At 62.4% G+C, this 26,244-nt stretch carries 19 protein-coding genes; 9 read left to right on the forward strand and 10 right to left on the reverse strand.

Going from position 1 to position 26,244, the window contains the following annotated elements:
• The first annotated feature begins 125 nt into the window (after nt 1-125).
• Nucleotides 126-1,787: a serine/threonine-protein kinase gene (locus J2Y41_RS18520; RefSeq protein ID WP_309930628.1), complete on the forward strand. Its 1,662-nt coding sequence runs from the start codon at nt 126-128 to the stop codon at nt 1,785-1,787.
• Nucleotides 1,788-1,844: 57 nt separating this feature from the next.
• On the opposite strand, the gene J2Y41_RS18525 is transcribed toward J2Y41_RS18520, so the two are convergent.
• Nucleotides 1,845-2,744, reverse strand: coding sequence for a TIGR01777 family oxidoreductase (locus J2Y41_RS18525; protein WP_224167071.1), 900 nt, complete (start codon nt 2,742-2,744; stop codon nt 1,845-1,847).
• A 97-nt stretch (nt 2,745-2,841) separates the two neighbouring features.
• On the opposite strand from J2Y41_RS18525, the gene J2Y41_RS18530 reads away from it, so the two are divergent.
• Nucleotides 2,842-6,351, forward strand: coding sequence for a S41 family peptidase (locus J2Y41_RS18530; protein ID WP_309930631.1), 3,510 nt, complete (start codon nt 2,842-2,844; stop codon nt 6,349-6,351).
• A 131-nt stretch (nt 6,352-6,482) separates the two neighbouring features.
• Here J2Y41_RS18530 and J2Y41_RS18535 read toward each other — a convergent pair whose 3' ends face one another.
• From J2Y41_RS18535 to J2Y41_RS18555, 5 genes are all read right to left on the reverse strand, one after another.
• Nucleotides 6,483-6,911, reverse strand: a complete 429-nt coding sequence (locus tag J2Y41_RS18535; protein ID WP_224167073.1) for an OsmC family protein — start codon at nt 6,909-6,911, stop codon at nt 6,483-6,485.
• A gap of 186 nt (nt 6,912-7,097) precedes the next feature.
• Complete coding sequence (locus tag J2Y41_RS18540) at nt 7,098-7,451, reverse strand: hypothetical protein (protein WP_224089587.1); 354 nt, start codon at nt 7,449-7,451, stop codon at nt 7,098-7,100.
• A gap of 177 nt (nt 7,452-7,628) precedes the next feature.
• A complete protein-coding gene (gene sucB / locus J2Y41_RS18545; protein ID WP_309930635.1) occupies nt 7,629-9,380 on the reverse strand; it encodes a 2-oxoglutarate dehydrogenase, E2 component, dihydrolipoamide succinyltransferase in 1,752 nt (583 codons plus the stop codon).
• 114 nt (nt 9,381-9,494) lie between these two features.
• Nucleotides 9,495-10,877, reverse strand: a complete 1,383-nt coding sequence (lpdA, locus tag J2Y41_RS18550; RefSeq protein WP_224089588.1) for a dihydrolipoyl dehydrogenase — start codon at nt 10,875-10,877, stop codon at nt 9,495-9,497.
• A gap of 299 nt (nt 10,878-11,176) precedes the next feature.
• Nucleotides 11,177-12,700, reverse strand: a complete 1,524-nt coding sequence (locus J2Y41_RS18555; protein WP_309930638.1) for a leucyl aminopeptidase — start codon at nt 12,698-12,700, stop codon at nt 11,177-11,179.
• A gap of 334 nt (nt 12,701-13,034) precedes the next feature.
• On the opposite strand from J2Y41_RS18555, the gene J2Y41_RS18560 reads away from it, so the two are divergent.
• The 4 genes from J2Y41_RS18560 to J2Y41_RS18575 all read left to right on the forward strand — a co-directional run bounded on the left by J2Y41_RS18560 (nt 13,035) and on the right by J2Y41_RS18575 (nt 18,321).
• A complete protein-coding gene (locus J2Y41_RS18560) occupies nt 13,035-13,973 on the forward strand; it encodes a PAC2 family protein (protein WP_309930640.1) in 939 nt (312 codons plus the stop codon).
• Between the two features lie 35 nt (nt 13,974-14,008).
• On the forward strand, nt 14,009-15,370 hold the full coding sequence (locus J2Y41_RS18565; RefSeq protein ID WP_224167077.1) for a nitrate/nitrite transporter: 1,362 nt from the start codon (nt 14,009-14,011) through the stop codon (nt 15,368-15,370).
• A gap of 118 nt (nt 15,371-15,488) precedes the next feature.
• Nucleotides 15,489-16,757 carry a DUF4192 domain-containing protein gene (locus J2Y41_RS18570; protein WP_309930642.1) on the forward strand — a complete coding sequence of 423 codons (1,269 nt, stop codon included), beginning with the start codon at nt 15,489-15,491 and terminating at the stop codon, nt 16,755-16,757.
• A 244-nt stretch (nt 16,758-17,001) separates the two neighbouring features.
• Nucleotides 17,002-18,321: an RNA polymerase sigma factor gene (locus J2Y41_RS18575; protein WP_224167079.1), complete on the forward strand. Its 1,320-nt coding sequence runs from the start codon at nt 17,002-17,004 to the stop codon at nt 18,319-18,321.
• 210 nt (nt 18,322-18,531) lie between these two features.
• On the opposite strand, the gene J2Y41_RS18580 is transcribed toward J2Y41_RS18575, so the two are convergent.
• Complete coding sequence (locus tag J2Y41_RS18580; RefSeq protein WP_021473125.1) at nt 18,532-18,753, reverse strand: hypothetical protein; 222 nt, start codon at nt 18,751-18,753, stop codon at nt 18,532-18,534.
• Nucleotides 18,754-18,973: 220 nt separating this feature from the next.
• On the opposite strand from J2Y41_RS18580, the gene J2Y41_RS18585 reads away from it, so the two are divergent.
• A complete protein-coding gene (locus J2Y41_RS18585) occupies nt 18,974-21,082 on the forward strand; it encodes a type IIA DNA topoisomerase subunit B (protein WP_224089593.1) in 2,109 nt (702 codons plus the stop codon).
• Between the two features lie 18 nt (nt 21,083-21,100).
• Here the strand turns inward: J2Y41_RS18585 and J2Y41_RS18590 are convergent, their stop codons facing one another.
• Entirely contained in the window at nt 21,101-22,348 is a 1,248-nt protein-coding gene (locus tag J2Y41_RS18590) for an MFS transporter (RefSeq protein ID WP_309930657.1), read from the reverse strand.
• 34 nt (nt 22,349-22,382) lie between these two features.
• Here J2Y41_RS18590 and J2Y41_RS18595 point away from each other — a divergent pair, with 34 nt between their 5' ends.
• On the forward strand, nt 22,383-22,919 hold the full coding sequence (locus J2Y41_RS18595; RefSeq protein WP_224089595.1) for a Chromate resistance protein ChrB: 537 nt from the start codon (nt 22,383-22,385) through the stop codon (nt 22,917-22,919).
• Nucleotides 22,920-22,971: 52 nt separating this feature from the next.
• Here the strand turns inward: J2Y41_RS18595 and J2Y41_RS18600 are convergent, their stop codons facing one another.
• Nucleotides 22,972-23,973 (reverse strand): M56 family metallopeptidase, encoded by a 1,002-nt coding sequence (locus J2Y41_RS18600; RefSeq protein ID WP_224089597.1) that lies wholly within the window; start codon nt 23,971-23,973, stop codon nt 22,972-22,974.
• A gap of 5 nt (nt 23,974-23,978) precedes the next feature.
• The gene (locus J2Y41_RS18605) at nt 23,979-24,365 is read right to left on the reverse strand and encodes a BlaI/MecI/CopY family transcriptional regulator (protein ID WP_189016115.1); all 387 of its coding nucleotides are present in this window, start codon (nt 24,363-24,365) and stop codon (nt 23,979-23,981) included.
• Nucleotides 24,366-24,645: 280 nt separating this feature from the next.
• Between J2Y41_RS18605 and J2Y41_RS18610 the strand changes: the two genes are divergently transcribed.
• Complete coding sequence (locus J2Y41_RS18610; protein ID WP_309930661.1) at nt 24,646-26,241, forward strand: cytochrome ubiquinol oxidase subunit I; 1,596 nt, start codon at nt 24,646-24,648, stop codon at nt 26,239-26,241.
• Nucleotides 26,242-26,244 lie beyond the last annotated feature (3 nt).

Raw genomic sequence — 26,244 nt, forward strand, 5'->3', positions numbered from 1 at the left:
TCACTCACCATGATTTTGTGGTGAACCTCTCAGTCGCATCCGTCGGCGTAGCCCTTTGCCCCGGAACCTGGACCTGCCTGTGGATAACTTCTGCGGGAAATCGGATCATCCGGTAGACCTTGGATATGGAAACTACGGATGTTCCCGCCCCCTTGATCCCGCACATACCGGGATACACGCCATTACGCCCACTGGGCAGCGGTTGCTCTTCGACAGTCTGGCTTGCCAGCAGGGACAAGGACGGCGCTCGATTCGCCATCAAATGCGTCACTGGCGGTCCCGGCAAGGGTTCCGGTGGTTCGACGGGACCAGATTCCGAACATGGCTTCCGTGAGGGCCGGATCCTGTCCAAGCTCCAGCATGAGCACCTTATCCGCCTTCACGACGTCGTGAAGCTGCCCGGCGTGGGTACGGGCAGCGTTGGCCTGGTCATGGACTTTGCGGCAGGAGGTTCCCTTGCGAATCTGGTGGGCGGCCGGCGCAAGCTTGAGCTCGGAGAAGTGGTGACGATTCTGACCCCTGTTGCCCAGGTCCTGGCTTACCTGCATGCCCAGGGAACGGCCCACGGGGATATTTCCCCTGGCAACGTGCTGTTTACGGCACAAGGGAAGCCCCTTGTGGCAGACCTTGGCGTGGCCGGCGTCGTGGGTGAGGAAAATCAAAGCCTCGACGTCGGCACGGACGGCTTCGTTGATACGTCTGTCAGCGCCCGGGGCGCCCCTGGTAATGGTGCCAGAGAAGCCTTGCAGCCGGAACGGGATGTGTATTCGCTGGCGGCACTTGGGTGGTATTGCTTGACCGGCAGGGCGCCGGAAATCGCCAAGCACCGCCCACCACTGCCTCTCTTGGTCCCCGAGGTCCCCAAAGGGCTCGCCGCTGCCCTTGAAGCGGGACTGGACCCCGATCCCCGGGCGCGTCCCACCGCCCGGGAACTGGGAACAGCTATATATCGCAGCGCTGCGGCGCAGCCCGTGGACCTGGCTGGTTCCGTCCATTCCTCCGTGATTCCGGAGCTGCTCACGCGGCGGCAGGCCGGGGGCCGACCCCAGCGGAGGAATCCACTGAGCAGGATTTCACTGGGCAGGATTCCACAGACGGACGCTGTGTCGCGGCTTTGGCCCGTGCGGACAGCAATGACACCGCGCCCTGAACGCCGAAAGCGAAAAGGGCAACCGCAGCGGAGAAGGCAACCGCAGCGAGGGCCACGTTTAACTATCCGGGTCGGCTTGCTGGTGGCTGGCGTGGTGTCGGTTGGTGCGGTGGGGTGGGCCTTCTGGCTGGGGATCCAGGAGCCCGCGTCGGGTTCGACGTCCTTGGTAAATCCAGGGACAACGACCCAGGCCACGCAAACCACCCAAACCAACCAGCCCATTCCGGCAGCGCGTTTGGATGCGCTCCGCTCCGAGGATCCGACAATCGCCGTGCACGCGTTATCGGCCGTGCGCGACATGGCGCTGGGACTGGATCGTCTTGAATTGCTCGCAAGCGTTAACGCAGCAGGCTCACCTGCCCAAGCGGCAGATGAGACGTTGGGGGAGCAGCTAAGGGCTGACGGTATCCACTTTGCCGGACTCACCACCAGCTTGAGCAATGTATCGGTGCTGGGCCCACAGGAGGTTGATCGCGCCGTCGTTGCCCTGACCGCCACGACCTCCGGCTACGAGGAGCGCGACCGGTCGGATCGCCTGGTGAAGTCCCGGCCCGCCAGGGAGCCCCAGCAGTTACGCCTGGTCCTTGTCAGATTGGCTGGGCAGTGGAGCATCTCGGAGATTCTCGGTCCTGCTTAGCGGCATTGCCAAGGATGTTCGTTGACGTGGGTGTTGCCGTCCTGGGTTCGGAATGGTTTAGCTGGAAGGGTTACCCGTCAGCCACTCCATGGCTTCATCGAGCCCGGGGTGTTTCCAGTGAAAACCGGCGGCGGCAAGCTTTGCCGGCTCCATTCTTTGGTTCGCCAGGACGAGTTCGTCAGCAAGCCGGCCAAGGACGAGCCGGAGGGCGGGCCGGGGGACGCGCACGAAGGCCGGGCGGTGGAAGGCTTTCGCAAGCCGCCCGACGATGGTGTTGACGTCTGCGCTTTCCGGGGCGCACACATTAACCGCACTTTCCAGATCGGACTTGAGGAGGAAGGCCAGTGCAGCGGCTTCGTCGGCAAGGGTGATCCACGGCCAGAATTGTCGCCCATTTCCGAAGGGTCCACCAAGCCCAAGCCTGAGCAGGGGAAGCATCGGTCCGAGCGCGCCGCCGGAAGTGCTCAACACCACTCCGGTCCGGGGTGTCACTACCCTCACGCTGGAGGGAGCGGTTCTGGCGGTTTGCTCCCATTCGACACATAGCGCGCCCAGCACTCCTTGACCTGGACCCGAGTCCTCACGGAGCAGGCCTTGCCGGGAGGCGCCGTAGTAGCCGGACGCTGACTGGCTGACGAAGGACAACTCCGGCTGGCCAAGGCGACGCATGGCCGCCGTCAGTGTCCGGGTGGCCTGAAGGCGCGAGTCACGAATGACAGCAATCCGGTGCCTGGTCCAGGGTCGGTCCCCTATTCCGGCGCCCGACAAGTTGATCACAGCATCCGCGCCTTCCAGGACGGCCTCGTCCAAGTCTCCCGTGGCTGGATCCCATGTCCTTTCGTCCTCAGTCTTTGCAGGCCGGCGCACCAGCCGGATGACGTCGTCACCTGTACTTTTCAGATGCTCGGACACTGCCGTCCCGATCATCCCCGAGGCTCCGGACATTACGATTCGCATGACTCATCTCATCACGACCCAAGCATGAGGCAGAAACGGCGTGCGAAGCGCGGGGCGGGTGCCTCTTGCCACGGCGCCTCTTGACTATGATCGAACAATGACCTCCTCCAGCTACCTCCGTTTCCCGCATGTGCATGGCGAATTGGTCACGTTCGTGGCCGAAGACGACATCTGGATCGCCCCCGTCTCAGGTGGCCGCGCCTGGCGTGTCTCGTCCCAGCAAATGCCGGCAAGGAACCCCCGCTTCACTCCTGATGGCAAGCGGCTGGTGTGGACTGCTGTTGTTGGTACCTCACCGGAGGTTGTCACCGCGGACGTCGACGGTGGCGGGTACAAGCAGCTGAGCTACTTTGGACACGCCACAACCCGGGTCAAGGGTTTCACGCCTGCCGGGAACGTCCTGGTGACCAGCGCGTTCCAGCAGTCCGAGAGCCGCCACACGTACGCCTATAGCCTCCCCCTGGAGGGAGGTGCCGCCGTCGAACTTCCCTTCGGACCGGTGGAGGGCGTTGCCTTTGGACCCGAAATCGGTGATGAGAAGCCCGTCGTCCTGGCGAGCGTCCTTTCCCGGGAGCCGGCTTGGTGGAAGCGTTACCGGGGTGGCACTGGCGGCAAGTTGTGGATCGACTCAGACGGCAACGGTGAGTTCGAGCGCTTGATTCCCGACATTGAGGGCAACCTGACGGACCCGTTGTGGATCCAGGGGCGCATCGCCTTCCTTTCAGACCACGAAGGCTACGGAAACCTCTACTCCGTTCTTCCTGACGGGTCAGGACTGCGCCGCCACACGGACCATGAGGATTTCTATGTTCGGCACGCCAGCACGGACGGACAGCGGATAATCTTCGAATCCGCCGGTGAACTCTGGATTCTGCCCTCGCTTGATGCCGATGCTGAAGCGGTGAAGCTGGAGATCACGCTCGGCTCCGCATCACCGGCGCGGCGTCCCGCCCCGCTGAAAGCATCCGCGCATTTGGGCGATGTATTTCCGAACGTTGCAGGAACAGCCAGCGCCGTGGAGTCACACGGCACTATCCATTGGCTCCGGCATAAGGACGGGCCATCGCGGGTGGTCGAAGCGACGCCGGGCGTCCGGGCCCGCCTTCCGCGTCCTTTGACGGATGGCCGGATCGCCTATGTGGCCGACCATGGGGGAGTGGAGGCTCTGTACGTCAAGCGCATCGCCGCACGCTTGTCCGGAGTTGTGGAAGTGCCGAAGGCCACCGAACCCGCTGTTGTTTCCGGTGAAGCCGACGGACTCCCCAAGCCGGTCTCTGCATCCAACGTCGTGGGGGAAAGTTCCCCGGCAAACCAGCCAGCCACCCAATCCGTTGAAACGGGCAAGGCGGCCGGACCCTCCGACGAAGCCGCCCACGCAGATCCCTCACCCGACACTGTGGGGGGAACGGCGGTAGCTGGCGCACCGGGCGGAGATGATCAAGCGGGCGATCTCCGGCTGGACTTCCCCGCACCTACAAGGACGAGCGCACTGGAGGCCAGCCCCGATGGCCGTTGGCTGGCCATCGGCACGGCTTTCGGCGACGTTTTCGTAGCCGACACCGCTTCCGGGGCATTGACTCGTTTGGTCAGTATTGGCGAAGGAAGCGTCGATCAATTCTCGTGGTCTGCTGATTCGCAGTGGCTTGCCTGGTCTGAGCCTGTGACGTCCTTCGGTTCCCGCAGCAAACTTCGCCTGGCAAGGCCCTCGGCATCCGACGCCGGAATCATCGATGCCACCGACGGGCGCTTCTGCGATGAATCACCCCGGTTCACCCCCGACGGGAAGTTCCTTGCGTTCCTGTCCAACAGGAGCTTCGACCCCGTCTATGACGGCCATTCGTTCGACCTTTCCTTCCCGAGCCCGATCAAGCCGTACCTGCTGGCTCTGGCCGCTGATACACCGTCTCCTTTCGGGCCGTCCGTGGACACCCTTGAGGACGCGCAGGCTACAACAGCAAAGCACGACGGCGACGACGCGCCAGTTGTGCGGGTCGACGCGGAAGGCCTTGCACACCGGGTCATTACGGTTCCAGTGCCGCAGGGAAACTACTCCGGGCTCGCTGCCGCCGACGGAGCGTTGCTGTGGCTTGATACTGAGCTATCCGGTGTCACCGGTGAAGGAAAGGGCAGTCTGCAGGATAAGAAGACAGCCCCGTCGCTGGTGCGTTTTGACCTTGCCAAGCGCAAGGAGACCACCCTCGTCCCTGCTGTGGACAGCTACCGCTTGTCGGGTGATCGCAAGAGGGTTGTCTACGTCCTTGATAAGCAAATCATGTCAGTTCCCTCAGACAGCAAGGTGGACGAGGAATCCGGGGAACTGGTCAAAGTGGACCTGAACAGGATCCGCGTGATCCTGGATCCCGTGGCTGCCTGGGGCCAGGCCTTTGATGAAGCATGGCGCCTGCAGCGGGACTTTTTCTGGGCTCCGGACATGGCTGGCCAGGATTGGGATTCCGTCTACAAACGCTACCGTCCGATCGTGGACCGCCTGGGTTCCCACGACGACCTCGTGGACCTGTTGTGGGAGATCCACGGCGAACTGGGAACCTCGCATGCTTATGTGCGGCCCGCCGCTGTGACTGAACCTGGCCGCAATGGTCAAGGCAGGCTGGGCGCTGAGTTGCAGCTCGGCAGCAAAGGCTGGGAGATAACCCGGATCCTGGCTGGAGAGTCTTCCGATCCCCTCGCAACCTCGCCCTTGACGCGTCCCGGCGCGGATGCGAAGGTGGGCGACGTCCTCCTGGCGATTGACGGCGTCGAGCTTTCCGCGGCGCTGACGCCTGCCATGCAATTGGTGGGGGCAGCAGGGCGAACTGTTGAATTGACACTCTTGAATGGGCCAGGACATGGCGGAGCTGCGGGTGCCCAGCGCCGCGTTGCCGTTATCCCCATCCCGGACGAGGAGCGGTTGCGCTACCAGGACTGGGTCCGGGCCAACCGGCGCACGGTGCGTGAGGCATCCGGCGACAAGTTCGGCTACCTGCATATCCCGGACATGATGGCCAATGGTTGGGCACAGTTGCATCGTGACCTCGACACCGAAACGGCCTTGGACGGGTTGATCGTCGACGTACGGCGTAACCGTGGGGGCCACACCTCGCAGCTCGTGGCTGAGCTCATTGGCCGGAAGGTCACTGGGTGGAGTATGCCGCGTGGCGAGAAGCCACGGACTTATCCCCACCATGCTCCGCGGGGTCCAGTGATTATCCTGGCAGACGAATTTGCCGGATCAGATGGCGACATCATCACCCAAGTGTCCAAACTGAGGGGCATCGGTCCCGTCATTGGGGTACGGACATGGGGTGGCGTGGTGGGCATTGACAACCGTTTTGCGCTGGCCGACGGCACCGGGGTGACGCAGCCCCGCTACGCTACGTGGTTTGGCGGTGGGATCGGCTGGGATGTTGAAAACCGCGGTGTGGAGCCGGACATCGAGGTGCTCTTCCCGCCGCACGCCTATGCCGCAGGCAGCGATCCGCAACTCGAGTATGGCATTGGCGCCCTTAAGGAGATGATCCAGGAGCTGCCTACTGACCGCCCGCCGCTGCGTGAAGGCTATCGTCAGGTGCGGCCCGCGCCGTTGCCCGCCCGTCCGCAGGAGGGCTAGCAGCGCGCCGCTACATCCGGTTGGCTTTGCACCAGGCCGGCAACAGCAAAGGCCTCGCAGCCTTCCCTGAAGGGAGGCCGCGGGGCCTTTGCTTGTAATGGGGTCTCTGTGCCGTGAAGCGAAGCCCGAGGCTATGCTTCGAGCGTTGCGTCCAGCGTGATGTCGATGCTGGCCAGCGCACCGGAAACCGGGCAACCGGTCTTTGCCGCTTCGGAGATACGGCGGAAATCCTCTTCGGAAATGCCGGGGATCCTGGCGGTCATCGTCAGGTGGCTGCCGGTGATACCGGTGCCGGGGACGAAAGTCACGTCGGCCTTGGTCTGGATTTCCTCAGGGGTAAAGCCCGCCTGTGCAAGCTCGTTGCTGAAGGCCATGGAGAAGCACGCGGAGTGCGCTGCAGCGATCAGTTCTTCCGGGCTGGTCTTGCCGCCGGACTGCTCGGTACGTGCCTTCCAGGTGACATCGAACGTGCCCAGGCCTGAGCTATCCAGCGTCGTGTTTCCAGCACCCTCGATCAGGTTGCCGTTCCAAACCGTGTGTGCGGTGCGTGTTGCTGCCATGTCCACTCCTTGGGGTCGTTTGTGCGTCGGCAACCAGCCATCGCCGGGTGCCACCGGGATCAATCCTATGGATTTGCCGGCTGCGCTGCACTGTCATTCCGCTGAGAGTGGATTGTGACCCCTGGCTTGCCTTGAAGAAAGCAGCCTACCCGCCCGACAAAGGGGGGAGGCTGCTTCTGCGTAGGTTCAGTTCCAGAGCGTTGCGATGGCGATGTTCACCAGGGCCAGTCCGCCAACACCGTGAGCCAAGCCGGTGGAGACGGGTTCGCCGTTCTTGACCTTGCGGGAGCCGATCACGGCAAGAACAGCAACAGCCACGCCGATGGCGAACTTGATGCCGAGCTTGAAGTAGTTGGGATCCGCATCCGGCATCAGTGGCAGGAGGCCCATCATGGCAATGCCTGTGAGCAGCTGAAGGAATGCGCCATCCCGCTGGCGGGGGTGGACGGTAGGTGTCTTGATGGTGGCGATCCAGTAGCCCACAATCATGGCTGCGCCGACGATGTGCAGGAACACCAGGATGCTGAAGAGAATACTCATGGCCCCAGCTTATCCAGTTGGTTCTACGTCCCGTAGCAAAGCCACGCTTAGGTGGGCAAACAGCGCGACTGACACAACGGACAACGAAGCGGGGCAGGCCGCCGGGTTTCCCCGGAGCCTGCCCCGCTTGGTTGATGGGGCGCCCTCCGTACGGAGGGCGCCTGCTAACGCTTTGGCCTAGAGGCCAAGATCGGCTTCGAAGGCACCTTCCTCAAGGCGGGCCTTGAGCGTCTGCAGGAAACGGCCGGCGTCCGCGCCGTCCACCAGGCGGTGGTCGTACGTGAGGGACAGGTACATCATGGAGCGGATGGCAATCGAGTCGTCGCCGTTTTCATCGGCCACCACTACTGCGCGCTTGACGATTGCGCCCGTACCCAGGATGCCTACCTGCGGCTGGTTGATGATCGGGGTGTCGAACAGTGCGCCAACAGAACCGATGTTGGTGATGCTGAACGTACCGCCGGACAGCTCATCCGGGCCGATCTTGCCGTCGCGGGTGCGTCCTGCGACGTCGGCGATCTTACCGGCGAGGCCTGCGAGGTTGAGGTTGCCGGCGTCGGAGATGACCGGAACCAGCAGGCCCTTGTCGGTGTCTACCGCAATGGCCAGGTGTTCGGCGTTGTGGTAGGTGATTTCCTGCTTGGACTCGTCGTAGGCAGCGTTCAGCTTGGGGTGCTGCTTCAGTGCTTCAGCCACAGCCTTGGCGATGAACGGCAGGAACGTCAGCTTCACGCCGTTCTGGGCCTGGAACGAGTTCTTGGCCTTGAGGCGGAGCTTGGCGATCTTGGTCATGTCGACCTCGTGCACCTGGGTCAGCTGGGTGGAGACTTCCAGCGACTCGCGCATGCGGCGTGCGATGACCTGACGGATACGCGGAGCCTTTTCGGTGGTGCCTCGCAGGGAGGAAGCAACAACGGGTGCAGCGGACTTGGCGGCAGGAGCTGCGGCAGGAGCCGCGGCCGGCGCTGCTGCGGCGGCCTGCTTGGCTTCGGCAGCGGCCAGGACATCCTGCTTGCGGATGCGGCCACCGACGCCGGTGCCGGACACGGACGCGATGTCCACGCCCTGCTGGTTTGCCAGCTTGCGCACCAGGGGAGTGACGTAACCGGACTCGGAGGACGAGCCTGCTTCTGCCGGTGCAGCAGCAGGTGCCGGTGCGGCGGCGGGAGCGGGTGCGGCAGCTGGTGCCGGGGCAGCAGCCGGAGCGGGTGCAGCAGCCGGAGCGGGTGCAGCGGCAGGTGCCGGTGCGGCGGCAGGTGCGGCCGGAGCTTCAGCGGCAGGAGCCGGAGCCGCAGCGGGGGCTGCCGCGCCGGAACCGATAACTGCCAGAACCGATCCCACTTCGGCGGTTTCGTCTTCGTTGACGCGGATCTCCTGCAGGGTGCCTGCAACCGGGGAAGGAATCTCGGTATCGACCTTGTCAGTGGAAACCTCAAGAAGCGGCTCATCCACCTCCACGGTGTCGCCAACAGCCTTGAGCCAGCGCGTGACGGTGCCTTCGGTAACGCTCTCGCCCAGGGCAGGGAGGGTTACTTCGTGGCCTTCGCCACCGGAGGCGGCAGGAGCTTCAGCAGGGGCCTCCTCAGCAGCCGGCGCAGCCGGAGCCTCTTCGGCGGGGGCAGCCTGCTCGGCAGCAGCGGGTGCTTCCTGAGCGGCGGGTGCTTCCCCAGCAGCCGGTGCGGCGGAGCCGGAGCCGTCGCCGATGCGTACCAGTGGGGCACCAACCTCTGCAGTCTCGTCTTCAGCGACGAGGATTTCTTCGATGACGCCTGCGATCGGAGAAGGGATTTCGGTGTCTACTTTGTCGGTGGAAACCTCGAGCAACGGCTCGTCGATCTCTACCCGGTCACCAACCTGCTTGAGCCAGCGGGTGACGGTTCCTTCGGTGACACTCTCACCGAGGGCGGGCAAGTTAACGGATTCAGACATGTCGTCCCCGTTCTCCTTATTGATCTTTTGTGCGGATGAATTCTGCTGGTCCGGGCAGGGTGCATGCGGCAGATTCCGCCGCATGCACCCTATCCGTTTGTCTTGGGTAAAGACTTAGCCGTGGAGCGGCTTGCCCGCGAGGGCGAGGTGGGCTTCGCCCAGGCTTTCGTTCTGGGTGGGGTGGGCGTGAACCAGCTGGGCCACGTCCTCCGGGTAGGCTTCCCAGTTCACGATGAGCTGGGCTTCACCGATCTGCTCACCCATGCGGGAACCGATCATGTGGATGCCGACGACGGGGCCATCCTTCTGGCGGACGAGCTTGACGATGCCACCGGTACCGAGGATGGAGCTCTTGCCGTTGCCGGCCAGGTTGTATTCCTGCGTCTCCACTTGGTCGTCCCCGAACTTTTCCTTGGCGCCCTTTTCGGTGTAGCCGACCGTTGCGATTTCAGGCTCGCAGTAGGTGACCTTGGGGATGTTGATGTCTTCGACGATCGCGGGGTTCAGGCCGGCGATTTCCTCTGCAACGAAGATGCCCTGCTGGTAGCCGCGGTGTGCGAGCTGGACGCCGGGTACGATGTCGCCGACTGCATAGATGTTGCCTACGCCTGTGTGGAGGCGCTCGTTGGTAATGACAAAGCCGCGGTCGATGGTCAGACCTGCTTCTTCATAACCAAGGTTCGCGGTGACGGGACCACGGCCGACTGCAACGAGCAGGAGTTCGGCTTCGAACGTCTGGCCGTCCACAAGGGTGACCTTGACGCCGTCGTCGTTCTGTTCCACGCCCTGGAAGAAGATGCCGGTGGTGAACTTGATGCCGCGCTTCTTGAAGGCGCGTTCGAGGTTCTTGACGATCGAGGCGTCCTCGTTGGGAACCAGGGAGGGCAGGCCTTCGATGATGGTGACGTCCACGCCGAAGGACTTCCAAACGGAAGCGAATTCGACGCCGATTACTCCGCCGCCCAGGACGATCGCACTCTTGGGGATGTAGTCCATGGTGAGGGCCTGGTCAGACGTAATGACCCTGCCGCCGATTTCCAGGCCCGGGAGGGAGCGTGAGTACGAACCGGTTGCCAGGACAATGTTCTTGCCCGTGTACGCGGTGCCGTTCACGACGATGGTGTTGTTGCCCTGGAGCTTGCCTTCACCCTCGATGACGGTGATGCCCTTGGACTTGATGAGTCCCTGGAGGCCCTTGAACTTGCCGGCAATAATGCCGTCCTTGTACGCGTTCACGGCCGACATGTCGATGCCGTCGAGCGTGACGTTCACGCCATACTTGGCGGAATCGCGTGCGTGATCGGCCAGTTCAGCCGAGTGCAGGAGTGCCTTGGTGGGGATACAGCCGTTGTGCAGGCAGGTTCCGCCGAGTTTTGCCTTTTCCACAAGGCCAACGGTGAACCCAAGCTGTACGGCCCGCAAAGCCGTGGCGTAGCCGCCGCTGCCGCCACCGAGTACCAGGATGTCGAATTCTTGCGCAGTTGCCTGATCGGCCACTAAAACGCTCCCTCGCGTGAATGATGACACGGGACTGCGTGTCATCGGGTCTTTGGAACTTGTTCTGCCGTGATTATGCCAGCACCTAAGTTCTCTTGCATTTGTGACTATCGTGTTCACCTTAGCGAACCACCTACCCATGCTCCACCCTCCACGGGCGTTTGTGGAGCGCTTGTGTCCAGACTCACGTTCACTTGTGACACAGCGCTACACACCGCATAATTCCGGGGTTGTGCGGGTTGCGCGGACCGATCCGCCCCACCCGCACTGCCCGTCTTAACCGCAGTGGAGTGGGTTGCTTACGCGGAGGCTGCCAACAGATCCTCTGCGTAGGCCACCAAGGTACGGACTGTGCATCCGGTTCCTTGCTTCGGGGTGTACCCGTAGGGGCTGCCGTTGTTGAACGACGGGCCGGCAATATCGACGTGGGCCCAGGGGATCTGCTGGCCGTCGCCGTTCTTACCCACGAATTCACGCAGGAAGACGGCGGCCGTCATCATTCCGCCGTTACGCTCGCCGATGTTGGCAAGGTCCGCGACCTGGGAGTCCAGGCTGGGGCGCAGTTCCTCGGGCAGCGGCATCGGCCAGACAAGCTCGCCTGCCCTGTCAGCGGCGGACTTCAACGCTGATGTCACGGAATCGGAACCCATCACTCCTGCCGTGCGCAATCCGAGCGCGATGAGCTGGGCACCTGTGAGTGTTGCGACGTCGATGATTGCGTCCGGCATTTCCAGGCTCGCGGCCACCAGGCCATCGGCCATGACCAAGCGGCCCTCGGCATCGGTGTTCAGGACTTCGACTGTCTTTCCGCCATAAACGGTGAGGACATCGGCGGGCCGCTGGGCAGCGCCGGAGGGCATGTTCTCCGCAATGCAAAGCCACGCGGTCGCCTTGATGGGCAGGCCGAGCGAGGCGATCGCAAGGACCGTATTAAGAACGACGGCGGCGCCCGCCATATCGCTCTTCATGTCACCCATGCCGAGGGCGGGCTTAATGGAGATACCGCCGGTGTCGAAGGTAATGCCCTTGCCAACGAGCGCGATCTTCCGGGTGGCCTTCGCCGGAGCATATTCGACCTTGACCAGGCGTGGCTGGCGGGTTGAACCCTTTCCAACGCCGAGGATGCCGCCGAAGCCTTCCTTTTCCAGGCGCTTTTCGTCCCAGACGGTCACCTTTACGGGAAGACCCTTTGCGAGTTCCTTGGCAGATTCGGCGAACGACTCGGGGTACAGATGGCTGGGCGGCTGGTTCACGAGCGTACGCGTTGCGTTGACGGCCCTGCCCAGTACTGATGCCCGGTCAAGTGCAGGTTGGGCAGCTTTGGCGTCAACGCCGGTGAAGATCAGAACCTTGGCGACCGGGTCCTTGAGCCCGTCCTTGCTGGAACGGTGTTCGGTGTAGGAATAGGCGCCCATGGCCGCACCTTCGGCGACTGCAGCGACGTCCGTGACGGACGCCGTCGGAAACGCCAAGGTAGCTGAGGGGACTCCGGCAAGTTGCCTGACCGCGGACCCTGCCGCCCGGCGCAGCGCTTCTTCCGGGATAGTGCCGTCCTCTGACAGTTTGCCCACCCCTGCCAGGACCAGGATCCCCGAGCCCGTTTCCGGCAGACCCGGAAGGCGGTGCGATTGGTCGGGGGCACCCGAAACTCCAAGGAGTTTCAGTGATCCCTGCACGGATTCGGCGGCCTTGGCACTCAGCGGGTTCTCCAGCAGCACTGGCCCGTCCGAGCCCTGGGCAACTCCGATCACAAGTGCGTCGCTGGGTGACTTTTTCAGGTCCTTGGCGATGACGCCGAGGATGATGTCATTAGTCTTGACCACGAGGATGTTTCCTCACTTCTCTCTGCATTGCATGGCGGGGCCGCATGTTTGGCGGGCCTGCCCCGGTACGCGCCCGACGTCCTGTACCGACGGCGGCCTTGGTCTTCAGGTCCAGCGTCGCAAAGGACGTCGGCCCGTTTCGATCGTAGTCTCTCGCAGGCTGCTGACAGCAATTAAATGAGAGCTGCGGCACACCAAGGGCAGGAATGCCTACTGGAGGTGCAGCGTTGTACAAAGAGACACAGAGTCCCCACACCACATTCATGGAGTCAGCGACGCCATGACCAGTGGCGCATGGGGGCACCGAACTTTGCCACTGCGAAAGGAACATGCCGTGTTTGAACGGATATCCGGCTCCCTCCTGGACCCCGAGGCGCTCTACGCGAGCAACATCGAGATATTCCACAGGCCGGAACTGCGGGGGCTGAATATGGTCATGGGTTTCACGGGCTTTGCCGATGCCGGTCATGTGGTCAGGCAGATCAACGCGGAACTCCTGGACCAGCTCGACGCTGAAGTGGTAGCCATGTTCGACGCCGACCAGCTCATCGACTACCGCTCGCGGCGTCCCCACATCAGCTTCGTCGAAGACCATTTGCAGGACTATCAGGCACCCAAGCTGGCGCTCTACAAGCTCACGGACGGGCTGGGCCAACCGTTCCTCCTGCTCGCCGGTTTCGAACCCGACTTGCAGTGGGAGCGGTTCTCCCGTGCCGTCGTCGGAATCGTGGAGAAGCTCGACGTCAACCTGGTCACGTGGATTCATTCCATTCCCATGCCCGTACCGCATACGCGGCCAGTGGGAGTCACCGTCCACGGCAACCGGCCCGAACTTATCGAAGGCATTTCGAGTTGGAAGCCAACGGTCGAAGTTCCGGCCGCCATTGGCCATATCCTCGAACTCCGGCTCACCGAGGCCGAACGCCATGTGGCTGGTTACGTCATTCACGTGCCCCACTACCTCGCCGAGGCCGAATATCCTCCAGCGGCGGTGGCGGGGCTGGAGTACCTGGGGGCGGCAACCTCCCTGATGCTTCCCACTGACCGGCTCCGGGAGGCCGGCAGGGAAGTAGGCCGCCAGATTGCGGAACAGATTGAAGCCTCGGAGGAAGTGCAGGCTGTCGTCGCCAACCTGGAGGCCCGGTACGACGAGAAATCCGAGGGCATCGTCCGGCGTTCGCTGCTCGCCGATGAGAACGACGAACTGCCCAACGCGGAGGACATCGGGGCGGCAGTGGAGGCATACCTGGCGCGTAAAGACTCGCCTCAATAAATCAGCTTTGAACCGTTGGCGGGCATAATTGAGGAGTGACTGCTCCCCGCGCCTGGCTCATCTGGACGATCGGCGTCTTTGCCTATCTGGTGGCCGTAGCACAGCGAACCTCATTTGGTGTCGCGGGTTTGGAAGCAACAGAACGCTTCCATGCCAGTGCTTCGGCCATCTCCTTTTTCACCGTATTGCAGTTGCTTGTCTACGCCGGCTTGCAAATTCCGGTGGGCGTCCTGGTGGACAGGTTTGGATCACGGGTCATGATTGCCGGCGGTGCCATCCTGATGGGGCTGGGGCAATTGCAGCTCGCTTTCGCCGACAGCATCCCTGGAGGTGTTTTGGGGCGTGTCCTGGTGGGAGCCGGGGACGCTATGACATTCATCTCCGTCATCCGTCTGGTTCCCTTGTGGTTCAGTCCGGCCAGGGTCCCCGTGGTTACCCAGCTGACCGGAATGTGCGGGCAGTTGGGCCAGCTCTTCAGCGTGGTGCCTTTCGCCTTGCTTCTACACTCTGCCGGCTGGACGCCGGCATTCATGTCACTCGCGGCGATGTCCGTGCTGGCTGTCATCCTGGTCCTCGTGCTGTTGCGGGACCAGCCTCCCGGTCATCCGCCGCGGGAAACCGGGCAGGGTCTTCGGGCTACCGGAGTTTCCCTTTCCCGCGCTTGGAAACAGCCAGGCACCCGGCTTGGCTTGTGGAGCCATTTCACCGTCCAGTTCAGTGGCAACCTCTTTGCGATGACATGGGGTTATCCGTTCCTTCTCTCCGCCCAGGGACTTGATGCGGGAACGGTCTCAGCTTTGATGGCTTTGTTCGTGGCAACCGCTATCGTCTCGGGGCCCGGATTTGGGCGGTTTGTCTCCAAACACCCAATGCGCCGCTCAGCCATGGTCCTGCTGATCACTGCGTCCACTGCGCTGGCTTGGGCGGCAGTCCTCATCCTTCCTGACCGGGCGCCGCTGTGGCTCCTCGTGATCCTGGTGGTGGTGTTGGCAGTTGGCGGCCCGGGCTCCATGATTGGCTTCGACTTCGCGCGGACCTTCAATCCTTCCCACCGTATTGGTACCGCGACAGGGATCGTCAACGTGGGCGGGTTCATCGCTGCCTTGGTGGCGATCTACCTTATTGGCCTGGTCCTGGACGTCCTGAACGCGAGCGGATTCTCAGGCGGGGATTTGTACGGCCTTGATCCATTTCGTGTAGCCCTCAGCGTCCAGTTTGTCCTGCTGGGCATCGGGACGGTCCTCATTATGCTGACCCGCCGGAAGGTGCGGTTGCAGATGGCCGAGCAGGGCGTCCATGTGCCCCCGTTGGCTGCAACCCTGGCCCGGCAGCGCCGCGAAAGGATTGAGCGCCGGCGTGCCGCCCGTGCACAGCCGGATGAAGGAAACAAGGGATAACGGCAAGGACCAAACTTCGGTACGGGGCAGCTTTGTGTTTGCCCGGATGTGGCCACCTTTATCCACATAAGCGTGATGGTCCCTGTTTTCAACCATTGGCGTTGCCCAAGCTTGAACCATGACCACCAAAGAGACGCTGAGCATCCATCAACCAGAGGACATCCTGGGTTACATCCCGCATTTGTTGGGCTATTGGCCCGAGGACAGCCTTGTGGCTATCACGATGCAGGGGAATACGCTCGGAGCCGCTCTCCGCGTCGACCTGCCGGCCCGGGCTTCGGGCCGCGTGCTTGCTGCCTTTGCGGAGCATGTACGTCGTTACCTGACGTCGGACACCCTTGCCGACGGCGTGGTGCTTGCCCTTTACACCGACGACGGTTGGGACGACGGCATGGTTGTCCACAGAACACTCCCGCTGCTGGCTGAACTTCACGAAACACTTGACCACGCTTATTTGCCTGTCCGGGATGCGTGGTTGGTTGGTCCTGAGTATTGGCGCGGCGCATTCTGCGCCGACCAGGAGTGCTGCCCGGTGCCGGGCCTGCCGATAGAACGCATCAGGAGCAGCCGGCTCAGTGCAGAGATGGTCTATCGAGGCAGCACCATCGGGGCTTCTCCGAGGAGCAGGCAAAATCCACCCGTTCCCGGACGTCCCGGTGCCCTGGACCCCGCAGTGTCGGAAGCCGAATCGGATTTTGCCAAGCGGATGAGGACGTCCTGGCGAAGTGGGAAATGCCTTGATGCCGTACTGGAGGTGTGGAGCCAGGTGCTGGATGACGCCCGGATCCATCCCGACAGTGAACCGGCAGATTTGCCAACCCCGCAACTCGCGGGTTTCCTCAGGTCGACCCTCGGCGTCCCCGGATGGCGGGACGCCGTCATGATCATGGCGGCTGCTGGCATCGGTTCCGCGAAGGCCGGGGCAGCAGCGTTCGGATTGTGCAGCAGGAACGATGATTCCGACCCACTTCCTTTCGACGCCGGAGAGCTGGCATTGCCGCCGACGGACACCCGGGAAGGGGCTGGCAAGGCCTATGAAGCAAAAGGGGTGCTCAGCATCTTTGCCTACGCAGACGTCCTACTAGGTGTTGAACCAGCTGTTCCCGACTGGGGGCAGCTTGATGCCCTGCAGCGCGTCCTGTCGTACTTGTGTGTCCAGGGAGAAATGGGGGACGTAGCTGCTGCTGCCTTGACCCTGCAAGGCTGGATTGCCTGGTGCAAGGGCAGTGGATCCGTTGCACACGCCTGCCTGACGCGCGCCAATTCGGCCAGCCCTGGCTACAGGCTCGCCGAATTGCTGGACGAGGTTCTCGGGCAAGGAAGCATCTGCGCCTGGGCAAGCCGTCCCGAGTCCGCATGGGGAACCTACAAAGGATCCCTTCGGTAGCCATTCCGCTTCATCAAGCGTGGGATTCATAAAACCGTGAGACAATGGATGCCGAGACCCGGTTGGGTCCGCGTTTGAATGCCTGTAATGAGCCCGGAATCCGGGAACATTACGGTGTCGTTGGCAGTTGTACATAGTGACTCTGCAGACGGCGATCGCATTTGAAATTGATCGCGGACTTGACAGGGTCATAGTGGTGTTGCCCGCATGGTGATTCCACAGACCGCCGCTAGAAAGGTTTTCTGTGACCCCGTCTTCCGTCGAGAAGGAACCCGCCGCCCAGGCCGAACTGTCCGCTGAGGAAAACAAGGCGGCCACTTCGGCAAAGCGTGCGGCGACACGTGTTGCCACCAAGGCCTCAGAGGACACCTCTGACAAGCCGGCACCAAAGAAGCGTGGACCCAAGCCCGGCGCCAAGGCCGCGGCCGAAGCCGCGAACCAGTCTTCGGACCCCGAGGCCGACGCCGAAGAAGTGGTTGTCGAGGACGAAGATTTCGATCCCGCAGCAGCTGAGGAAGTTGAAGTCGGAGACGACGATGTCGAGGACGGCGCCGGAACCGGCAAGGACAAGGCAGCGCCCTCCGGATCCGGATTCGTCTACTCGGACGCCGATGACGACGACGCCCCTGTCCAGCAGGTCATGTCGGCCGGTGCCACGGCTGACCCCGTGAAGGACTACCTGAAGCAAATCGGTAAGGTCGCCCTGCTGAATGCTGAACAGGAAGTCGATCTGGCGCTTCGCATCGAAGCCGGCCTGTTTGCCGAAGAAAAGATCAACGCCGACGACGGTTCCATGGACCCGAAGCTCAAGCGTGAACTTGAATTCGTTATCCACGATGGCAAGCGGGCCAAGAACCACCTGCTCGAAGCCAACCTTCGCCTCGTTGTTTCCTTGGCCAAGCGCTACACCGGCCGTGGCATGCTCTTCCTGGACCTCATTCAGGAAGGCAACCTGGGCCTCATCCGCGCCGTGGAGAAGTTTGACTACACCAAGGGCTTCAAATTCTCCACGTACGCAACGTGGTGGATCCGCCAGGCCATTACCCGCGCCATGGCTGACCAGGCCCGCACCATCCGCATCCCGGTGCACATGGTGGAAGTCATCAACAAGCTCGCCCGTGTCCAGCGCCAGATGCTCCAGGACCTGGGCCGTGAACCTACGCCGGAAGAATTGGCGCTGGAACTGGACATGACGCCTGAGAAGGTCGTGGAGGTCCAGAAGTACGGCCGTGAACCGATTTCGCTCCACACGCCGCTGGGGGAGGATGGCGACTCCGAGTTCGGTGACCTCATCGAGGACTCTGAAGCTGTTGTTCCGGCTGATGCCGTGAGCTTTACGCTCCTCCAGGAGCAGTTGCACTCGGTTCTGGACACCCTGTCCGAGCGTGAGGCCGGGGTCGTAGCAATGCGCTTTGGCTTGACCGATGGCCAGCCTAAGACTTTAGACGAAATCGGCAAGGTCTACGGCGTTACCCGTGAGCGCATCCGCCAGATCGAATCCAAGACCATGTCCAAGCTGCGGCACCCGTCCCGCTCGCAGGTCCTGCGGGACTACCTGGACTAAAAAGAGGTCCTGGTGGACTAAAGAGGTCCACTGACAACGGTATTGGCCCGGTCGGAGTATCCGACCGGGCCAATGCTGTTTCGGGTACTTTGTCACTCAAAGCGGATCAATGGCTTTCAAACTAGACAGGGCCCCTCCCGGATGGGAGGAGCCCTGTTCTTGCTCGAAGTGATGTGGCTGGATAGTGTCCGGCCTTACCGCCAGTCCTGTCTAATCGACCGGGACAGGTGCCTTCTCGTTGAGGCGCTCGGTCTCGTCGTGCCAGTCGGAGGTCAGGGGCCGGAGCGTGGCCTCAACTGCGCGTGCGTGGTGGCCGCAAAACAGCAGCTCACCGCCGGAGGACTCGAGTACAACGCGGACATATGCTTGAGCCCCGCAACGATCGCATCGGTCAGCTGCGTTCAGTGTGCGGTCTGCAACTGCTGTTGTCATGTCGGCCTCCTTAGTAGTTCTGTACATCCATATAACCAGTATTCGGAGCAGAACCATGGCAAGGATGGATCACTTTCGCTGTCCGCGTATCACATGTGCGTAACGTAACGAAGTAGAATGCCGGTTTCCGGGAGTGGCAACCGGTGCCGATAGGGGACCGCGACTAGCCTAAGATGGGCAGTGTTTGCCTTGAGATATACCCCGAAGGAGCACACCGCGAGTGGCACCGAGTTCTGAATACAACGCCCGGCATCTATCTGTCCTGGAGGGCCTGGAGGCCGTTCGCAAGCGCCCGGGCATGTACATCGGTTCCACCGACTCCCGTGGCCTTATGCACTGCCTGTGGGAGATCATCGACAACGCTGTTGATGAGGCCCTTGCGGGCTTCGGCCATGACATCAAAGTCATCCTGCATGCGGATAATTCGGTCGAAATCCATGACGACGGCAGGGGCATCCCTGTAGACGTCGAACCGAAGACGGGACTTTCCGGCGTCGAGGTTGTCTTCACGAAGCTGCACGCAGGCGGCAAGTTCGGCGGCGGTTCTTACACCGCCTCCGGTGGCCTCCATGGTGTGGGCGCCTCCGTGGTCAACGCTTTGTCCAGCCGGCTGGATGTCCAGGTCGACCGCGGCAGCAAGACGTACCAGATGTCCTTCCGCCGTGGTGAGCCGGGACGTTTCATTGATGCCGGCGCCAAGCCCAGCCCCAACGCGCCCTTCGAGCCTTTCGTCGAAGACTCTGTATTGGACGTGGTTGGCAAGGCCAAACGCGGGGTCACCGGCACCAGGGTGCGTTACTGGGCCGACCGCCAGATCTTCACGCCAGACGCCAGATTCTCGTACGATGACCTCGCCTCGCGTGCACGCCAGACGTCGTTCCTGGTCCCCGGGTTGAAGATCACTGTCCGCGACGAGCGCAAGCTCGCGGGCACCCCTGGCGAGAACGGTGTGCACGAGGAAGTCTTCCACCACGACGGCGGTATTTCGGAATTCGTGGAGTTCCTCGCAGCCGACTCCGGAGTCACTGACGTGTGGCGTCTCCACGGTTCTGGGAAGTTCAAGGAAACCGTCCCGGTCCTGGACGAAAACGGGCACAGCAAGATCGCCGAAGTTGAACGCGATTGCGAAGTCGATATCGCCTTGCGCTGGGGGATCGGTTACGAGACCACGATGCGCAGCTTCGTCAACATCATCGCCACGCCCAAGGGTGGCACGCACCAGGCGGGCTTCGAGGCAGCCCTGCTGAAAACCTTCCGCAAGGCCGTTGAAACGAATGCCAGGAAGCTGAAGGCAGGCAACGACAAAATCGAGAAAGACGACGTCCTGGCCGGCCTCACCGCTGTGCTCACCGTCCGCTTGGCCGAGCCACAGTTCGAAGGCCAGACCAAGGAAATCCTTGGCACGTCCGCTGTTCGCGCCATCGTCGCAAAGGTGGTCGAGCAGGAAATTTCCAGCAGGTTGTCCTCGGCCAACCGCAATGACAAAGCGCAGTCGGCGTTGTTGCTGGAAAAGATCGTTGCGGAGATGAAGTCGCGCATTTCGGCCAGGGTGCACAAGGAGACCCAGCGCCGGAAGAACGCACTGGAAACCTCCTCGATGCCCACCAAGCTTGCCGACTGCCGTACTGATGATGTGGCGCGATCCGAGCTCTTCATCGTTGAGGGTGATTCCGCCCTCGGTACCGCCAAGCTCGCCCGGTCTTCGGATTTCCAGGCCCTGCTTCCTATCCGGGGCAAGATCCTTAATGTCCAGAAGGCGTCGGTAGGGGACATGCTCTCCAACGCAGAATGTGCTGCACTCATCCAGGTTGTCGGCGCAGGCTCAGGCCGGAGTTTCGACCTTGATGCGGCGCGTTACGGCAAGGTCATCCTGATGACGGATGCCGACGTCGACGGCGCGCACATCCGCACGCTGCTGCTGACGCTCTTCTTCCGCTACATGCGGCCCATGGTCGAGGCGGGCCGGGTGTTCGCCGCAGTTCCGCCCCTGCACCGCGTGGAGGTCATCAATCCGGGGCAGAAGGCCAACGAGATGATCTATACGTACTCCGAGGCAGAATTGCATGTTCTCCTGGCCAACCTGGCCAAGGAAGGCAAGCGCTACAAGGAGCCCATCCAGCGTTACAAGGGCCTGGGCGAAATGGATGCACAGCAGCTCGCCGAGACCACCATGGACCCGCGTCACCGTACCCTTCGGAAGGTCGGCATCGACAGCGCCCAGCGTGCCGAAGAGGTTTTCGATCTCCTCATGGGCTCGGACGTCGCGCCCCGTAAGGAATTCATCATCGCAGGGGCAGCGACCCTGGACCGGGAACGCATCGACGCCTAGGAGACTGCGTAATAGCGTTCAGACCCGCGGTTTCCGGCCTGGCTTCGTAACGGAGCCGGAAGCCGCGGAAGCTGGTGCAGCAAAGGCCGCTGCTCCTACGGCGAGGGCCAGCGCGCCCAGGCCCCACGGGAGACCCGCCGCTACGGCAACCCCGCCCACCAACAATGGGCCGCCGGCGTCGCCAAGCTCCCGGCCAAGTTCAGCTGATCCCATCGTGCGGCCGAGGCGTTCGGCGGGAGTCGCATCGGCCAAGTGCGCGAAGGCCAGTGGGGTGGCAACGCCAATTCCCAAGCCGACAAAAATGGCAGCACAGTAGATCGGCACGGCGCCATAGATGGAAACGGCGCCGTCCATGGCCAATGCTGCGGGAAGAAGGCCCGCGATGAGTACGCCAAGGACTATGGCCAGCAAACCGGCCACCATGCCGGGCCGGTCTGCCAGGACTCCGCGATCCCGCAATCGTCCGATCCTTGGCTGGACGAGGGAAGACGCCACGGCCAATACCGTTACGACGGCGACACTGCCGGCGGTGCCCAGCCCTTCCCTTGCCGCCAGCGCAGGGAGGAAGCCCACTGCCGCGCCCAAGGCGCCGGTCGACGCAGCCAGCACCACGGTAGGTCCAAGGAATGATCGCTCGGTACTTTGCTTCCAGACATCAACGATGGTGTACCTGGGCCGGGGCAGGGGAGCCAGTCGCGGCACCGAGATGGCCGCCCAGACGGCTACTGCCAAGCCCAACAAGGAGAGGATGAGGAAGAGCAGGCTGAATCCGCCTGCGATGATCGCGACAGCTCCCAAAAGGGGACCGATCGCGTAGCCAAGACCTTTCCATGAGCCGTAACGGCCAAAGTAGCGCCCGGTATGTTTGCCTGCCAGTCTGGCAACGCCGGCAGAAGATGCCGGCGAGAATGCCGAGGCAGCCATGCCTTGGCCAAGACGCGCTGCGGCCAGCATGAAGGGTTCATCGGCCCACAGTCCGATCAGGGACGCACCGGAGAAGGCAAGGAGCCCTCCGATGATCACCGGTTTGGGCCCGATGCGGTCGCTGACAGCCCCAAACACCGGCTTGAGGAAGACTTCCGCGATGTCGTACAGGGCCAACAGGATGCCCAGGCCAAGCAGGCTCAGGCCGATGTCCGCGCTTTCGGCGCCAAGTCCGGCGGCTACTGCGTGGGCTCCAAATGCGGTGGTGAAGCCGGCCGCATAGAGGGGCCATCGGCGGCTGGGGGAGATGTCTGCACTCAAGCGTGACTTGTGGTCGTTCACGCTTCTCAATGTAACAGCTGCTACATTCAATCTTGTGACTGATGACGAATTGGGATGGTTGCTGATCCTGGTCCACGTGCCATCGCAACCCTCCAAGCACCGTGTTGCCGTGTGGCGGGAGCTTCGGCGGACCGGAGCGGTTCCGTTGTCCCCCGGGACATGGCTGGTTCCGGCCCACCCCGCTTTTGACGCCGGCCTGGCCAAAGCCCGTTCCCTTGTTGCCAAAAGCGAGGGCAAGTGGACCTTGATAGATGCTTCGCCTCGAGATGGCGCGGACACCTTCCGCGCGGCGTTCGAGACGGCCCGCGCCGAGGAGTGGGCGGAATTCATGGCGGATTGCGCAAAGTTTGAGCAGGAGATAGCCAAGGAGATTTCGCGGAAGAAGTTCACGTTCGCAGAGCTGGAGGAGGAAGAACAAAGCCTGGAGCGCTTGCGACGTTGGTATCGCGGGTTGAAATCCAGGGATGTACTCCGACTCCCGCAAGCCAGTGAAGCTTCAGAGCGCCTGGCCCGCTGCGTGACCGCTTTGGAGGAGTATTCGTCCTTGGTCTATGACGCCACTCTTCCCTAAAGGATCAGCACGTTCCCCGGGCAACTTTCGGCCTTAGCCAAGCCAAGGGACTCTAGCCGAGCAACCCGGGGACAATGAGTAGCCCTGTGGGTACGGCGAGGAGCAAGGCTGAGGTGGCCAGGACCAGGGCGCGAAGAGCGGTGGCGAGTGGGGGCTGTGGTGAGAGCAGGCGGCTGACGCGTGACGCCGTCGTGCGCGGTGAATCTGCCCCGCCGGTGGCGCTTATGCTGCCGCCCTCGACGACGGCGCCCCCGCCGCTGAGGGCCCGTGGGCTGAGTGAATGGCCGCCAGGCTCTGGCGTTGAGGACCCGCTGGAGACTATGGCGATGGCCTTGATCAGCGTGCCTTTGCTTTCGGTCCTGAGCGCGACGTCGTCCGCCAGCATTTCGATCAGGGAGTTCACGGCTGTCTGGGCAAGTCGTGTGGTGGGGAACCAGGGGAGTGCCTGCCGCCATGCAGCGAACGCCCAGAGCAGGAGATCGTGACGCTGCGACAGGTGGGCATTTTCATGGATGAGCACCGCCCGCAGTTCTGCAGGTTCCAGTGCAGCCATGAGGCCGTCGGACAAGACTGTTACCGAACGTGCGCCGCCGGGCAGGCAGTAAGCCACAGGGGAGTCGTGGTTGATCACTACGGTGCCCGGGCCGTCGTCGGAGGGTGATGCCAGAAGCGTGAGCAGTTCGCGGTGTCGCCTGCGTTGCCGTTCAATCTTGTAGTAAGTCAAAAGCAGCGTGAACACCAAGTGCGCCGTCAGGAGTGCGGCCGCGGAGAGGGCAAAAAGGTGCCAGAAGCCAAGCGCGGTGGTTGGCTCGTTGTTGAAAACCATTCCCGCCAGGCTCCTGAGCCCCGCGATCAGGTTGTCGCCGATCGGTTCCAGTCCGTAGACGAGCATGGCGCCGATCATGGACAAACCACCCGCGAGGGCAATCGCCTGCCACAGGACCATGGCCGTGAAGGGGGACCGGGCAGGCCATTGCGCACGCGAGAGAAGAACGGGTACCGGCCACGCCAGTATCAATGCCAGGACCGCCAGGAAGTATGAGGTCCAGAACATACTGGCTAATTGTAGCCGAGCAGTTTGCGCAGGGTAGCGGCTTCACTTTCGGAGACGGAGCCAATGAAGCGGGCCAGGACCGCTTCGCGGTCGGGAGCCGAGCCAAGGACTTCGTGCATCAGTTCCGCAGTGTGGTCAGCGCGGCTCGAAACAGCCTGGTAGCGGTGCGGCCGGGTTCCGCGTTCGCGTTCCACCAGGCCCTTCTTCTCCAGCCTGGAGAGCACGGTCAGGACTGTGGTCACTGCCAGGTCTTTGCCCTGGTGTCCTGCTGTGCCGTCGCCGGCTTCGGAGTCCTGCGCGAGAAGATCACGCAGAGTGTTGGCAGTTGCAGCCTCTTGGCCCGCCCAGAGCAGGTCCATCACTGCCCGTTCCAGTTCCCCAAGACTCGCCATCAATACGTCCCTACCTTCCGCGTCCCGGTGGCATAAGCCGCAACCCGGGAGCGATGATCCAACATTCCACAATAAATCTACCGCTTTTCAGCCCTTCATTCTACGTGAGGTAGAACTATCGGCGCGCCGCGGATGCCGATTCACCCTTGCAGGTGCGTAACGCCACTTGAAGAATGGGCATGTGGCTGGGCTATTTGTTCTACACTGTGTAGAAGAATAGATTTCTACACAACGTAGAAGTAAGTACACCGCACTTCGGGCCGCCGGACAAAGGACAGCCATGGACGCCTTGGAAATCGCACGCTGGCAATTCGGGATCACCACCGTCTATCACTTCATGATGGTGCCCCTTACTATCGGCCTCGGCCTGGTGGTGGCGGTGATCCAGACCCTGTGGTACCGCACGGGAAAGCCGGAGTATCTCCGGATGACCAAGTTCTGGGGCAAGCTCTTCCTCATCAACTTCATCATGGGTGTGGCAACCGGCATCGTTCAGGAATTCCAATTCGGCATGGCCTGGAGCGAATACAGCCGGTTCGTTGGCGATGTCTTTGGTGCACCGCTGGCCCTCGAAGCCCTTCTCGCCTTCTTCGTCGAGTCCACCTTCCTTGGGCTCTGGATCTTTGGCTGGAAGCAACTGAAGCGCGGTGTCCACCTGGCATGCCTATGGATTGCCGTGATTGGTTCCGTCTTCTCCGCCTACTTCATCATCGTGGCCAATTCGTGGATGCAGCACCCGGTGGGCGTTGAGATGGTGGACGGCCGGCCCGTCATGACGGACGCCTGGGCGGTCTTCACCAACAACACTGCACTGGTTGCCGTACCACACACCCTCTTCGGCGCCCTTGGTGTTGCCGGTGCCTTCCTGCTCGGCATCGCCTGGTATCACCTGTGGCGCCGCCGCCATGACGGCATTGACGTGGTTGGCGCGGACGGCCGGCTGGTCGCAGGCGAGGCCGACATCCCGGGCCGCGACAAGGGCGACTACACCGTATGGATGCGTTCCCTCCGGATCGGCGCTGTGGTGGCGATGATCTCCTTTGCCGGCACCGCCCTCACGGGAGACCTGCAAGGCAAGCTCATGTTCGAACAGCAGCCCATGAAAATGGCTGCAGCGGAGGCAGCGTGCCACGATGGCACCGGGTTTTCCGTACTGAGCGTCGGCAACCTGGGTGCCAAGAACTGCGACGACATCGTGGCGGTCATCGAAGTGCCCGGGATCCTTTCCTTCCTCGCCAAGGGCGACTTCACCACCGAGGTGAAGGGCGTGAACAGCCTGCTTGGGGAGTACAAGGAGAAGTACGGCACGCACTTGCCGGACAACCCGCTGTACGGCGACCGCGCCGGCCAGGAAATCCAGTACGTGCCCGTCATGGAGGTCACCTACTGGGGCTTCCGGATGATGATCGGCTTCGGGGGCGTCGCCGCCTTGGCCGCGTTGATAGCCCTGTGGGTCACCCGCAAGGGCGTCGTCCCTGGGTCAAAGTGGCTCATGCGCCTTGCCGTCTTCGGAATCCTGGCACCGTTCGGGGCCAACGCCGCCGGCTGGATCTTCACGGAGATGGGCAGGCAACCCTTCGTCGTAGCCCCAAACCCTGACATGAACGGCATTGACCAGGTCTTCATGTTCACCGCCGCTGCCGTTTCACCCGGTGTCAGTGCCGGCGAGCTCATGACCTCCCTGGTTGTCCTGACCGCAATCTACGCCGTCCTGCTGGTGGTGGAAGTCAAGCTCCTGGTCAAGTACGTCCGTGGTGGCGTTGCCTCCGCCATGCCCGAACTTGCGCACGGCCAGGAGAAGCAGCCCCGCGACAAGAACGACGACGGCGCACCCGGCCCCGACAAAGCCGACGACGTCCTGGCGTTCGCCTACTAGAAA

The sequence above is a fragment of the Arthrobacter sp. 1088 genome (genome assembly GCF_031455315.1).
In the GTDB taxonomy this organism is placed as follows: Bacteria; Actinomycetota; Actinomycetes; order Actinomycetales; family Micrococcaceae; genus Arthrobacter.